The following is a 13896-nucleotide window of genomic DNA, read 5'->3' on the forward strand; positions in this document are numbered from 1 at the left end:
CCTTTATTCTACCTCGCGTTTATAATGTCCATTAGTAGATTTGATCCCCTGCAAAAAAGAATCTCTGAATTCTTTATCTTCTTTGCATATGCCGGCTTTAAGTACTTTTTTGGCCATATCCTTATCTTCAACGGTAAGATCGATCCTAAAGTGATCGAAAACATGCTTTTCATAAAGCGCATCCATTTTATTATACAAAGCCGTCGGATTCGTATTCCATATTATGTTATAACAATTCCTGCAATTAGTTGTTACAGGCATTCTGTTCCCCATCCTGTCCGTAATTGCAAGCACCTCACGATTGTACGTATTTAGCTTACCGCTGCATTTATCAAGTGTCTTTTTGATACAGCCCGCGCTTATCATCATGGGCACATGTCCGTATATATTATACGAAATCGGTATGCCGACTTCTTTCGCAATACTTTTTACAGCCTCAAGGGTCTCATGTATCGTAAGCTCGTAAGGGACCGATATCTCAGAGACAAAAGAACTTCCGGCGGCGCCTTTTATTTCCGACAAAAGCTTAGAACTTTCGGCATTCCATACATACACGCCATAATCGAGTATGATCTTTCCCTTATAATCTTTTTCCTTAAGATATCCAAGCTGTTCAAGATTCCTTACAAGAACTCCGGATACAGAACTACCGGGCATGTCACTCAAAGCCTTGATATCACTAGTTCCGTCAAAAGACTCTTCTCTTGTCACGTAAGGAAGAGCCGCTATGATCTCTGTATGCGAAAAAGCAGGATTATCCAATAACTCTTTCGTTGCAAAAGAATATTTGTCATTAAGCAAAAGCTCGCTATCAAGATATAACCTTGTGACAGCATGTGCTTTATTTTCCGCATTATCGCCTTTACGAACAACCAAAAGAAAATCCTTCAAGGCTTCAAGCTGATCTTTTGTGTTAACCAGAACATGAACATCAGTATCCTTGTGCACGGATCTGTTGTCTTTCTCGGCGGCAACACTTCCTTCTTTTCCGGCAACACTTCCCGTTGATGAATGCTTAGATGTATTCTCACCATGGCTATCGGAACTTCCCACGTTTAGAAGCTCTGCTTCCATATCTTCACATAACTTTCTTCTAAGCTCATTTAGCTCACTTACAGGAATAAAGATTCCGTTTCCGGTATTATTGTCATCAATTGAGATTTCGATGGAATCAGCTTCAAAAGGTGTATTACCGAGACGCTCAAGCTGTTTTCTTACGCTTTCTTCGTCCATCGGTCTCTTAGACGCTGCCTGAACTTCGTTTCCGTATACGGTCTTAGATACAAAATCACCGTTATTATCTACATTCATGATAATCTCAGCCTTTTCACCGAGCTTTAGCTTGCAGTAAATATCGCATTTGATCTTAAGCTCGCGGCCAAGATAATCCTCTCTGACTTTCTTAAGGACTTCGTCTTTGGTTCCGTTATAAGCAGGTGAAACAACTGTCACCATCTCTTTTCCGTTATGCTTATGATAATAGCCCGAACTGATACCTGTTCGAAGATATAAAGACTTAAGGATCTCCATATCATCTTTGGATACTTCATGCTTTTTATTAGGTTCCGCATAATAACGGTCAATATATTTCCTGTAAAGCGACGTAACTCCCGCAGCATATTCAGGCTTCTTCATACGGCCCTCTATCTTGAAAGAATCAATTCCCGCTTCAATAAGCTCAGGGATCATATCGATCGTGCACATATCCTTAAGGCTAAGCGGATATTGTTCACCTTTATCTCGAGATAAATCGGAAGTATACGGAAGTCTGCAAGGCTGGGCACATCTTCCCCTGTTTCCGCTCCTTGTTCCGACCATACTGCTGAATAAGCAAGCTCCCGAATAACAATAGCACATAGCTCCGTGAATAAAAGCTTCAACCTCAATATCAGCCTTTTCCCTGATAGCCTTCATCTCAGACAGACTTAGTTCTCTTGCGGGAACAACACGGCAGCATCCAAGCTCTTTTAAAAGCTTTGCTCCGTAAATACCCGTAACGGTCTGCTGAGTGCTTGCATGAAGCTCGATCCCCGGGAATTCATCTCTTATAAAGCGCATGACTCCGAGATCCTGAACGATCACGCCGTCCAGTTTCTTTTCGGCATACGGAAGCATAAACTCATAGAGTTCTCCGAATTCTCTTTCTTTAACAAGGGTATTTACAGTAAGATATATCTTTTTCCCATGCAAATGGGCATAAGAAACAGCGTCAAGAACCTGATCCCTGTCAAAGTTATCGGCATAGGCTCTGGCGCCAAATTTGGAACCTCCGAGATAAACGGCATCGGCGCCTGCATTGAAAGCGCATACCATTGTTTCATAACCCCCTGCGGGGGCAAGTAATTCTACCTTGTTCATAATCCTTAAAAAAGAAAAGGCTGTCATTAATTAGACAGCCTTTTAAATGCAATCATTTCTTTGTTCCGGTACCTTTGACCTGAGTTTCAAGCTGAATGATCTTCTTTGATGACTCATCAAGCTTGGTCTGAAGGCTCTTACCGTTCTTCTCGGTATTCTCGAGCTTTATCTGCGTAGCAATAAGCTCATGTTTAAGATCGTAGAGCTCCTTCTCCTTCTCGGCAAGTTGCTCTTCCATAAGCTCAATCTGCTTCTTAGACTTGAAATAGTCATCTGCAATATTTAACTGAAGAAGAACATTCTGAGTATCTATCGGCTGTCTCTTAAAACTGTCGATCTTGTTGTACTCACCGATCTTATTGTTTATATAAGACGCCACCTTCTGTAAATATTCTTCACTTTCGTATCCGCTTAAGGTAAATACCTTCCCCCCGATAATTACCTCGGTATCTGTTTTAGATGCCATAAATCCACCCCTGCTTTTAATTCTTTTTAGCTTGGTTGCTTTTTAATTATATCTCTGAGGAAGCTCTGTTTTCAAGCCCCAAATGGGTATAGGCCGTATCCGTCACAACTCTGCCCCTCGGAGTCCTATTAATGAATCCGTTTTTGATCAGATAAGGCTCATAGACGTCCTCTATTGTTCCCGAGTCCTCTCCGATCGCGGCGGCAAGCGTATCAAGTCCCACCGGGCCGCCTCCGAATTTATTTATCATTGTAAATAATATATTTCTGTCGGTATGATCAAGGCCCATCTTATCAACATCCATAAGATCAAGGGCTGTAACGGCAACATCCTTGGTTATAACGCCGTTATGCTTGACCTGAGCGTAATCTCTTACTCTCTTAAGTATTCTGTTTGCAAGTCTTGGTGTTCCTCTGCTGCGTCTTGCCATCTCGGCGGCTCCGTTTGGATCAACCTCGACATCAAGAACCTTGGCCGATTGCATGATTATCTCGCACAGCTCGTCAGGCTCATAGAATTCCATCTTATGGATCATTCCGAATCTGTCTCTTAAGGGTGCGGATAGCATTCCCGCTCTTGTTGTTGCACCGATAAGGGTAAAATGAGGAAGATCAAGTCTTATAGATCTGGCTGTCGGGCCTTTTCCGATCATGATATCAATGGCGTAGTCTTCCATTGCGGGATAAAGAACCTCTTCAACCTGTCTGTTCAATCTGTGTATCTCATCAACAAAAAGAACATCGTTTTCCTGAAGATTATTGAGTATCGCAGCCATATCACCGGGCTTTTCGATTGCCGGTCCGCTGGTGATCTTGATATTTACACCCATTTCCGAAGCAATGATTCCTGCTAGTGTTGTCTTTCCAAGACCGGGTGGTCCGTAAAAAAGAAGGTGATCGAGGCATTCTCCTCTTTTCTTAGCCGCCTCAATATAGATCTTAAGGCTTTCCTTTATCTTCTTTTGTCCTATGTACTTATCAAGGCTTCGTGGTCTTAATGAGCCTTCAATCTTCTCATCTTCCACATTTACATTGGCATCAATGCCTCTTGCGGAAGTAACGATTTTTCTTTTTTCCATGCTTTTAGAACATCTCCTTAAGAGCAAGCTTTAAAAGAACTTCTGCATCAAGCTGCGCATCGTTTTCTTTTAACACCTTTCTGACAGCCTTGACGGCATCCGAAGAATTGTATCCAAGTGCGACAAGCGCTGCGACTGCTTCGTCTTTTGCCATTGCGGCTTCGCCCGTAAGATCGTCGCCGGAAACAGCTCCCGAAGGTGATAAAAGATCATCCTCGGTAACCTTGATCTTATCTCTAAGCTCAAGAGTGATCCTCTCGGCAGTTTTCTTGCCGACACCGGGTGCCTTGGCTATAGACGCACTGTCACCTGAAATGATGGCAAATCTAAGGTCATCGGGAGAAAGAACCGATAAAACGGCAAGTCCGCCCTTTGGTCCTATTCCGTTTACGGTTATCAGCATCTTAAAAAGATTAAGCTCATCCCTTGAAAGAAAACCAAATAAAGAAAAAGCATCCTCTTTGACGTTGGTGTAAGTATAGAGCTTGACCATCTCACCGATACCGGGCATTCTGTCCATAGTTGAACCCGAGATATTAACATTGACGCCAAAACCGCTAACGTCTATGACAGCATTACCCTCTTCGAGGTTTTCAAGTATTCCGTTTACATATGCTATCACGTAATTATCCCCCTGTAAGTCAAAGCGCCGGGCTAATTTGACTTAGCCCGGTGCTATTTAGTTAATATGATTATACTATAAATTATTTATTCTGAAGATACTCGTCGATTCCCTTTGCAGCTGCCTTACCGGCACCCATAGCAAGGATAACCGTTGCCGCACCGGTAACGGCATCACCGCCCGCAAATACGCCGGGCTTAGATGTCTGACCTGTAGCTTCTTCAGCAACGATACATTTTCTTCTGTTTACTTCAAGACCCTTTGTTGTTGAAGTGATAAGAGGATTGGGTGATGTACCGAGTGACATGATAACAGCGTCACACTCAATCTCAAACTCAGAACCGGGAACCTCTACAGGACTTCTTCTTCCTGACTCATCGGGCTCACCAAGCTCCATTCTGATACATGTGATGCTCTTAACCCATCCGTTCTCATCAGCGTGGATCTCAACGGGATTGCAAAGAAGATCGAAAATGATTCCCTCTTCCTTAGCATGTCCAACTTCTTCCTTACGTGCGGGAAGCTCTTCCTCACCACGACGATATACAACGTGAACCTCAGCACCGAGACGAAGAGCAGTTCTTGCAGCGTCCATAGCAACGTTACCGCCACCTACTACTACGCACTTCTTGGGTTTCATGATAGGTGTTCTTGAATTCTCGTCAAAAGCTTTCATAAGATTGCTTCTTGTAAGGAACTCGTTAGCTGAGAATACACCCATAGCCTGCTCGCCGGGGATATTCATGAATCTGGGAAGACCTGCACCTGATCCTACGAATACAGCCTCAAAGCCTTCTTTTTCCATAAGCTCGTCAACTGTAACTGACTTACCGATAACAACGTCAGTCTCGATCTTAACGCCGAGAGCCTTAACGTTCTCAACTTCTTTCTTAACTACAGCGTCCTTGGGAAGACGGAACTCGGGAATACCGTATACAAGTACTCCGCCGGCCTCATGAAGAGCCTCGAAAATAGTTACATCGTACCCCATCTTGGCAAGGTCGCCTGCGCATGTAAGACCTGAAGGGCCTGATCCGATAACGGCAACTTTCTTGCCTTTCTTCTCCTTTGCTCCTTCGGGCTTGATGCCCATCTCTCTTGCAGTATCTGCAACATATCTCTCAAGCTTACCGATTGAAACGGCATCGCCCTTGATTCCTCTTACGCACTGGCCTTCGCACTGGCTTTCCTGAGGACATACACGTCCGCAGACAGCGGGAAGAGCACTTGCTTTGCTGATCTCCTGATAAGCACCCTCAACATTTCCCTTCTTAACTTGCTCGATAAAAGCAGGAATGTTGATAGATACGGGACATCCCTGTACACATTTGGGATTGGGACAGTTAAGACATCTTAATGCCTCTTTTTCTGCCTCTTCCTTGTTATATCCAAGACAAACTTCTTTAAAATTGGTAGCACGTTCCTTGGCGTCCTGTTCGCGGACCGGAACTCTTACAAATCCATCCATTTATTTAATCTCCTATATAGTAATCACGAAACATGGTATTTTCTTAGTTACAATTGCCGCAGCCGCCGTGGTGTGTATCACCTTCCTGAGCCTTGAGGAAAAGTCTTCCCTCCTCAGTCTTATACAGCTTCATACGGTTCATAGCCTGGTCAAAGTCAACCTTGTGTCCGTCGAACTCAGGTCCGTCAACACAAGCAAACTTAACCTGACCGTCTACTGTAAGACGGCAAGCGCCGCACATTCCCGTTCCGTCAACCATGATAGGATTCATGCTGACAATTGTAGGAATTCCGAGCTCTTCTGTAAGCTTGCAAACAAATTTCATCATGATCATAGGACCGATGGCAACGCAGTGATCGTACTTGTTGCCCTCATCCCAAAGATCCTGAAGTGCCTTTGTAACCATTCCGCTTCTTCCGTAAGAACCGTCATCTGTTGTGATATGAAGGTTACAAACCTTCTTGAATCTATCTTCAAGAATAACAAGATCTTTTGTCTTGGCACCGATGATAACGTCGCAGTCAACGCCCTGCTCCTTGAGCCATTTAGCCTGGGGATATACGGGAGCTGTTCCTACACCGCCTGCGATAAATACGATCTTCTTTTTCTTAAGCTCATCAATGCTCTCTTCGCAAAGATCTGAAGGCTTACCGAGAGGTCCGACAACATCGGCAAGAGAATCGCCTGCCTTAAGCTTGGAAAGTTTAAATGTTTCAGCTCCGATAGCCTGAACAACTATCTCGACAGTTCCCTTTTCTCTGTCATAATCACAAATTGTCAGCGGTATTCTTTCCCCCTCTTCATCTACACGGATAATAAGAAACTGTCCGGGTAAACACGCGTCTGCTACACGCGGAGCTTCAACGATCATCTGAAAAATGTTCGTAGTAAGCTCATTAGCCTCTAAAATCTTGAACATAGTCATCCTCCTACTAGATATAAAAATAAATATTTTAAAGCCAAATAGCTTCTTATCGATTGGAAATAGTTATAAGTATATATTTACCGCCGGAATCATATCCCAGTCTGTTTACGGTGCCGTCATGTGTGTTGACTGCATATATTCTTCCCGAAGGATTTCTGGAACCGTCATTACCGACACGTATCTCATCGATGACATAATACTCACCGGCGCCTTCCACTTCAATCTCGGAGCGATACACATACTCATTGTGTCCGGGTACACCTATCTCCTTACCCGTTTCGTCGAGAAGATAATTAAGTCTTACAAGTGTACTTACCACACTGTTTACAGCCTGCTCCTTGGTCACAAGTCTGGCAAAAACAAGGTGATAGTCTCTTTCCACTATCTCGCTGCAAAGACCTTCGTTGTTATAGGCAATAAACTTAAAGTGCGAAGTACCAACCGGCATCGATATCGGTGAAATATACTGCTTGGAATCCATTGTCGGGTCCGATCCGTCCGTCGTATAAAAAATCGAAGTTCCGGGTTCGGTAACGGCAACAATCATAGTGTTCTGGCTATACTCTCCGCTTGCCTCCATTATAATGGGCTCATCGGGAGTTCCTGCCTCAATGGTATAAGTATTTTCGGCAACTGCACTTAAGAATCCATATTTGTTTACGGAAACCGCCTTTATCTTATATTCGCCTTCTGCGTCAAGCACGATCTCTTTTTCATAAGGGATACCGCTGTTGTCGGGATTATCACCGTTTACAGTGTAGTATACCTTAACTTCATCATCAGGCGCTCCCTTGGAAACAGTTACTGTGATACTGTCCTCATATGTATCCCCTTCGGGACTCATAACGGGCGTCGGAGGAATATATTTCTCCTTAAGCCCCTTGGCTATTTCATTCTCATCGTTACTCAAAAGCTCAACTATCTTGTCGTAATCGCCGTTTTCCTTATATATAGAGATAATTCCTTCATATGCATTGGTTACCTTCTCATCGGAAAAACAATCTGAGTTTGTTATAAGACAAAGTGTCTCGGCTGCCTTATCGGGATCACCCGCTTCCAGATAATAATCTGAAAGCCTGAATATGATCTCAGTGCTCTCGGGATTATCTTTATTACCCTCAACCAGATACTCGATAGCCTTATCAAGATCTCCCGAATTTCTTGAAGACTCTGCGATACTAAGATAATAAAGAGGCGTTTTGTTGTGAAAAGCCAATAATAATGTCACAACAATCACTATGATGATAATAGTAGCAGAAAATAATAAAATTGTCGTGCTTTTTTTCTTTAACGCGCTAAAAAATTCCTTTCGCTTTTGAATACGCAAGGCTTTTAGCTTAGCTTCCTTATTCAGTTCATCGGCAACTCCCGAAAGTGTGGCATTTATCTCATTTTCAACCTCCGGATCGAAATCCGGAACGAAATTGATCTCTTTGCCGCATTCGTCACAATACATGTGCCCTTCGGGAATTTCTTTACCGCAAACGGGACATATCATTAAGATCAACCTCAAATAGAATTATGCATAAGTGCCGCTTCATAACAATTGTTCATAAGCATCGCGATGGTCATGGGACCTACGCCGCCGGGTACCGGAGTGATCGCACTTGCAATCTGTGAAACTTCATCGTAAAGGACATCGCCGCAGAGCTTTCCGTCTGCGCCTCTGTTAATTCCGACATCAATAACAACCGCGCCCTCTTTGACATGCTCTGCAGTGATCATGCCGGCTTTTCCTACAGCCGCTATAAGAATATCCGCTCTCTTGCAAACATCCTTAAGATCTTTGGTTCTTGAATGTGCGATCGTAACAGTCGCATTTTCTCTGAGCATCAAAAGAGCCATAGGCTTACCTACAATATTGGATCTTCCGACGATAACGCACTCTTTACCGGCAATATCTATTTTTCCGTCGCAACCTCTTTTAAGAAGCTGGATAACTCCTGCGGGTGTACATGATACAAAGCCCTGCTCACCGATGCAAAGAGCGCCGACATTCATCGGATGGAATCCGTCTACGTCCTTATCGGGAGATATCGCATCAATAACAGTCTTTTCATCAATCTGCTTAGGAAGCGGCATCTGAACAAGAATACCGTCTACATCCTTTCTGTTATTAAGCTCATCGATGAGCTTAAGGAGCTCTTCCTGAGTTGTATCTGCCGGAAGCTCATAGGATAAAGACTTATATCCGATATACTCGCAAGCTTTCTTTTTATTCCTTACATAAACCTGCGAAGCGGGATCCTCTCCGACAAGGATAACGGCAAGAGTTACCTCTATACCCTTTTCCTTTAAAAGAGCTGTCTTTTCCTTAAGTTCGTCCTTAATATTCTGTGAAATTGCTTTTCCGTCAATAATCTGTGCGCTCATCGTGTCTCCTGTTTTGTAGAAAGATTTTTGTAAATATTATATGCGAAATCCGCATTAACTCTTAGAACAATCCTGTGATCTTGCCCGTCTCATCGACATCGATGTCGTAAGCTGCAGGATGCTTGGGAAGTCCGGGCATTGTCATGATCGCACCTGTAAGTGCAACAACAAAGCCTGCTCCTGCTGAAACATAAGCTTCTCTTACTGTGATGTTATAACCTGTAGGTCTTCCGAGCATTGCGGGATCATCCGAAAGAGAATACTGTGTTTTTGCCATGCAGACAGGAAGATTTCCGAAACCCATCTCTTCAATCTTGGCAAGCTGCTTGGACGCAGCAGGTGTATATGTAACGCCATCGGCGCCGTAAATCTCAGTAGAGATAGTATTGATCTTATCTTTGAGCGAAAGCTCATCCTTATAGATAGGTGCATAGTTAGAAGGCTTGTTCTTGATGCTCTCGACAACTTTCATTGCAAGATCCTGTCCGCCTTCTCCGCCTTTTTCCCAAACCTCTGAAAGAGCGAAGTTACAACCTCTCTCCTCGCAGAACTTCTTGACGAACTCTGTCTCTGCTTCTGTATCAGTAAGGAATGAGTTAAGCGTTACAACAACGGGAACACCGTATTTCTGGATGTTCTCTATGTGCTTCTCAAGATTAACGATTCCCTTCTTAAGGGCTTCAAGATTCTCTGTTCCAAGCTCAGCCTTGGGGATTCCGCCGTTGTACTTAAGAGCTCTGATAGTTGCAACAAGAACAACAGCATCAGGCTTAAGTCCCGCGATCCTGCACTTGATATCAAGGAACTTCTCTGCACCGAGATCGGCACCGAAGCCTGCCTCCGTTACAGTATAATCTGCTATCTTAAGTGCTGTCTTTGTAGCTCTTACGGAGTTACATCCGTGAGCGATATTTGCAAAAGGACCGCCGTGTACGATTACAGGTGTGTGCTCAAGTGTCTGAACAAGATTGGGCTTAAGTGCATCCTTAAGAAGTGCGGCCATAGCGCCGACCGCCTGAAGGTCACCTGCGGTAACGGGTTCTCCCGCAAAGTTATATGCAACAATAATCCTTGAAAGTCTGTCCTTAAGATCGTTAAGATCGCTTGCGAGACAAAGAATTGCCATTATCTCGGAAGCAACCGTAATAACAAAGTGATCTTCTCTGGGAACACCGTCAGTCTTGGCTCCAAGACCTACAACGATATTTCGAAGAGCTCTGTCATTCATATCCTCGGCTCTTTTCCATATGATCTGTCTTGTATCGATCTGCAGTTCATTACCCTGCTGAATATGATTGTCCAAAATAGCCGCAAGCAGGTTGTTTGCGGATGTAATGGCATGGAAATCACCTGTAAAATGAAGGTTGAGATCTTCCATCGGAACTACCTGTGCGTATCCGCCGCCGGCCGCTCCGCCCTTTATTCCGAAGCAAGGTCCGAGTGAAGGCTCTCTAAGAGCTATAACAGTCTTGTATCCAAGTCTTCTGAGTGCATCTCCGAGTCCAACACTTGTGGTTGTCTTTCCTTCTCCCGCAGGAGTAGGATTGATGGCTGTTACAAGGATAAGTTTTCCTTCCTTGTTACTCTGTACCTTTCTAAGATACTCCTCTGTAAGCTTAGCCTTGTGCTTACCGTAGAATTCAAGATCGTCCTCTTCAATCCCGATTCCTTCCGCTACATCTCTGATGTGTAGCATTTTTGCTTCCTGTGCGATTTCAATGTCACTTTTAAAAGCCATTTATTCTCCTCCTACATACCTATCAAACTCAGCTTTGGTCATTAGTACCTTTCTGGGTTTAGTACCTTCTTCATCGCCGACCACCCCGGCTTCACATAACTGATCCATAATCCTTGCGGCCCTGTTAAAGCCGATCTTGAATACTCTCTGGAGCATTCCTATGGACGCTTTTTCTTTTTCTATGATAATCTCTCCGGCTTGTACAAAATACTCATCTCTGTCCGAATCTCCACCTATGGAAGCACCGCTACTTCCGCCGGACTGACTCTGGTAATTTGCAAGCTGTTCTTCAACACCTTCGCCGTAGCTTGATTGTATATCCTGATTTCTTATGAAATCCGTAACCGCCTGAACTTCCTTGTCAGAAACAAACGCTCCTTGAATTCTGGCAGGTTTCGTATAGCCCTGAGGATAGAATAACATATCTCCTTTACCAAGAAGCTTCTCGGCACCGTTGATATCGAGAATGGTTCTCGAATCAACACCGCTCGATACCGCAAACGCAACTCGGCTGGGCATGTTCGCCTTGATAAGACCCGTGATGACATCAACGGAAGGTCTCTGAGTAGCAATAATAAGATGAATGCCCGCAGCTCTCGCAAGCTGTGTAAGTCTGCAGATAGCATCCTCAACCTCGTTGGCGGATACCATCATAAGGTCTGCAAGCTCATCTACAATAACCACGATCTGAGGCATAACGCTCATTTCGGGATCGCTGCTCTTTTCTGCAAGCTTATTATATCCCTTGAGGTCACGAACACCCGCATCGGCAAACTTCTTATATCTGTTAGTCATCTCCGCAACCGCCCAGTTAAGAGCTGCAGCAGCTTTCTTGGGATCAGTCACAACGGGGATCATAAGGTGCGGGATTCCGTTGTAAACACTAAGTTCAACGATCTTGGGATCGATCATGATCATCTGCACTTCTTCAGGCTTAGCCTTGTAAATAAGGCTCATGATGATCGTATTTATACATACCGATTTACCCGATCCGGTAGCGCCCGCAATAAGAAGGTGTGGCATCTTGGCTATATCGGTAACAACCGTCTTACCTGCGATATCTTTACCAACCGCAAAAGCAAGCTTGGATGAAAAGTCCTTAAACTCTCTGGATTCAAAGAGATCTCTTAAGGCAACGGCCTGATTTTCTCTGTTCGGAACCTCGATTCCCACAGCTGCCTTGCCCGGAATGGGAGCTTCTATTCTGATATCTCTTGCGGCCAGATTCATCTTAATATCATCCGCAAGTCCGACTATCTTATTAACTCTTACACCTGCCTCAGGCTGAAGCTCAAATCTTGTGACAGAAGGTCCCTGGCTTATATCGGTAACGGTAACGTTAACTCCAAAGGTCTTGAGAGTCTCCTGCAATTTAAGCGCAGTCTCTTTGAGCTGCCTTGCAGAATCCGAATTCTTATTTCTTGTACCCTTTTCCAAAAGAGAAAGCGGCGGAAATACATACTTCTTGGGCATAGCCTTCTTGTGCTGCTCAATCTCTTTTTCCATACCGACATTAACCGTATGAGGACCCGGGCCGTCAGGCACATGGGTGCTTGTAGGCATTGAAGCCGATGACGTTATCTTAGAAGAAGCACCGGGGCTCCTTGATATATGATCCTGAGCATGTATTGCATATTCGCCGTTCATTCCGTTTCCAAGGTTCTCCGCATGAATAGGAACATCCGGAAGAATATCATCTTCCATGGGAGCTTCCTTAGCCGCTGTGGCAACAAGCTTACCTTTAGTCGAAGGCTTAATATCATGTATTTCATCACGTGCTTCGTCTTCGGGCTCGTAGTCGTCATAACCCATTCCGTGGATCTTGATGCCTGTTTTAAAGGCTCTTTGTCCGTCGGGCTCAACATCAGTCTCTATCTCATGTTTCTTAAGTACGATCTCATGTATGTCATCGTGGAACTCATCTTCATCGGGAATAAAGATATTCTTCTTATCTTCCGTGTCGGCGCCATGAATACGGATCTCGCTCATATCATCCGCTTCTTCATCTTCCTTGGAAAGCTGCGTATCGATCATAACACCGCGCACATTCTTTTCCATGCGAAGGATCTTCTCATCCTCTTTTTGCTCAATGGCAAGACGTCTGTCTTCCTCAATCTGAGCACGTCTTTGTTCAATCCTCTCTCTGCGCTCTCTTGAGTATTCTCTGTAGTTGGCGGCGTCTTCCTTGGTCTTTTCGATGATCTTGCGGCCGCCCTTCTTGATACCGCCTACAAAAGACTGCTCGGTAAAGATAACAACGCTTGCTATACCGATCAAAAGCAGCAAAAGAGCCGTTCCGGCAAGTGATAAATACTTATATGAAAGATATGCAAGTGAGCCTGCGAAGAATCCTCCTCCGTTGTGCGCTCTTCTTGCTTCGTTGAAAACATATGAAATGCTGTAAGACTCGGTTCCCTGCGGTCTTCTGGTGAAAAGCTCCAATATCATACCTAAAATGATAAAAAGAACGATCCCGGAAACTATCTTTCTTGTAGAAGCGCTGGATCCGAAGTTGGCAACGCCTATAACCACGCAAAACAGCGCAAGTAAAGGCGCAAGATAAGCCGTGAAACCGAATAAGCCGAACAATACTCCGCTTATGGTGTTTCCTATGCTTCCGCAGATACCGAAATTACACAAAAAAAGGAAAATGGTAAGAGCTACCATTGCAATGACAATAAGCTCGCTTCTTAAGGAATAGTCAACTTCCTCATTAATATGACGCTGAGTAGTCCTTGAACCGCTCCTTGATGACGAGCTGTTGGATGATTTTCTTGTCTGTTTTCTCCCCTTGTTACTCTGTGACATGTTATCCCCTTATTTCTTTACAAAATCTCTATTAGTATACCATTTTTAGCACCCTTATGC

General features: G+C 44.2%; 10 protein-coding genes. All 10 read right to left on the minus strand.

Annotated features, from left to right (window positions below; all coding sequences use genetic code 11):
- Positions 1-3: 3 nt before the first annotated feature.
- On the minus strand, positions 4-2313 hold the full coding sequence (locus tag D6856_RS01060) for a peptidase U32 family protein (protein ID WP_207667257.1): 2310 nt from the start codon (positions 2311-2313) through the stop codon (positions 4-6).
- A 97-nt stretch (positions 2314-2410) separates the two neighbouring features.
- Entirely contained in the window at positions 2411-2824 is a 414-nt protein-coding gene (gene zapA / locus D6856_RS01065; RefSeq protein ID WP_092243541.1) for a cell division protein ZapA, read from the minus strand.
- Positions 2825-2870: 46 nt separating this feature from the next.
- Positions 2871-3902, minus strand: coding sequence for a Holliday junction branch migration DNA helicase RuvB (gene ruvB, locus D6856_RS01070; RefSeq protein ID WP_092243544.1), 1032 nt, complete (start codon positions 3900-3902; stop codon positions 2871-2873).
- Positions 3903-3906: 4 nt separating this feature from the next.
- Entirely contained in the window at positions 3907-4524 is a 618-nt protein-coding gene (gene ruvA / locus D6856_RS01075; RefSeq protein WP_120685375.1) for a Holliday junction branch migration protein RuvA, read from the minus strand.
- Between the two features lie 82 nt (positions 4525-4606).
- Positions 4607-5992 carry an NADPH-dependent glutamate synthase gene (gene gltA, locus D6856_RS01080; RefSeq protein ID WP_120685376.1) on the minus strand — a complete coding sequence of 462 codons (1386 nt, stop codon included), beginning with the start codon at positions 5990-5992 and terminating at the stop codon, positions 4607-4609.
- Between the two features lie 43 nt (positions 5993-6035).
- Positions 6036-6911 carry a sulfide/dihydroorotate dehydrogenase-like FAD/NAD-binding protein gene (locus D6856_RS01085; RefSeq protein WP_092243553.1) on the minus strand — a complete coding sequence of 292 codons (876 nt, stop codon included), beginning with the start codon at positions 6909-6911 and terminating at the stop codon, positions 6036-6038.
- Between the two features lie 52 nt (positions 6912-6963).
- Entirely contained in the window at positions 6964-8415 is a 1452-nt protein-coding gene (locus tag D6856_RS01090; RefSeq protein ID WP_120685377.1) for a chitobiase/beta-hexosaminidase C-terminal domain-containing protein, read from the minus strand.
- Positions 8416-8426: 11 nt separating this feature from the next.
- Positions 8427-9290 carry a bifunctional methylenetetrahydrofolate dehydrogenase/methenyltetrahydrofolate cyclohydrolase FolD gene (gene folD, locus D6856_RS01095; protein ID WP_120685378.1) on the minus strand — a complete coding sequence of 288 codons (864 nt, stop codon included), beginning with the start codon at positions 9288-9290 and terminating at the stop codon, positions 8427-8429.
- 61 nt (positions 9291-9351) lie between these two features.
- Positions 9352-11028: a formate--tetrahydrofolate ligase gene (locus D6856_RS01100; protein ID WP_092243562.1), complete on the minus strand. Its 1677-nt coding sequence runs from the start codon at positions 11026-11028 to the stop codon at positions 9352-9354.
- Entirely contained in the window at positions 11029-13836 is a 2808-nt protein-coding gene (locus D6856_RS01105) for an FtsK/SpoIIIE family DNA translocase (RefSeq protein ID WP_120685379.1), read from the minus strand.
- Between the last annotated feature and the right edge of the window lie 60 nt (positions 13837-13896).

It is taken from the genome of Butyrivibrio sp. XB500-5 (assembly GCF_003625505.1).
Taxonomy (GTDB): Bacteria; Bacillota; Clostridia; order Lachnospirales; family Lachnospiraceae; genus Butyrivibrio.

Coding starts and splice junctions, on each gene's coding strand:
- D6856_RS01060 (WP_207667257.1), bottom strand. CDS start 2,313: ATGGTATGCGCTTTCAATGCAGGCGCCGATGCCGTTTATCTCGGAGGT.
- gltA (WP_120685376.1), bottom strand. CDS start 5,992: ATGGATGGATTTGTAAGAGTTCCGGTCCGCGAACAGGACGCCAAGGAA.
- D6856_RS01105 (WP_120685379.1), bottom strand. CDS start 13,836: ATGTCACAGAGTAACAAGGGGAGAAAACAGACAAGAAAATCATCCAAC.
- D6856_RS01090 (WP_120685377.1), bottom strand. CDS start 8,415: ATGATATGTCCCGTTTGCGGTAAAGAAATTCCCGAAGGGCACATGTAT.
- ruvB (WP_092243544.1), bottom strand. CDS start 3,902: ATGGAAAAAAGAAAAATCGTTACTTCCGCAAGAGGCATTGATGCCAAT.
- folD (WP_120685378.1), bottom strand. CDS start 9,290: ATGAGCGCACAGATTATTGACGGAAAAGCAATTTCACAGAATATTAAG.
- zapA (WP_092243541.1), bottom strand. CDS start 2,824: ATGGCATCTAAAACAGATACCGAGGTAATTATCGGGGGGAAGGTATTT.
- D6856_RS01100 (WP_092243562.1), bottom strand. CDS start 11,028: ATGGCTTTTAAAAGTGACATTGAAATCGCACAGGAAGCAAAAATGCTA.
- D6856_RS01085 (WP_092243553.1), bottom strand. CDS start 6,911: ATGTTCAAGATTTTAGAGGCTAATGAGCTTACTACGAACATTTTTCAG.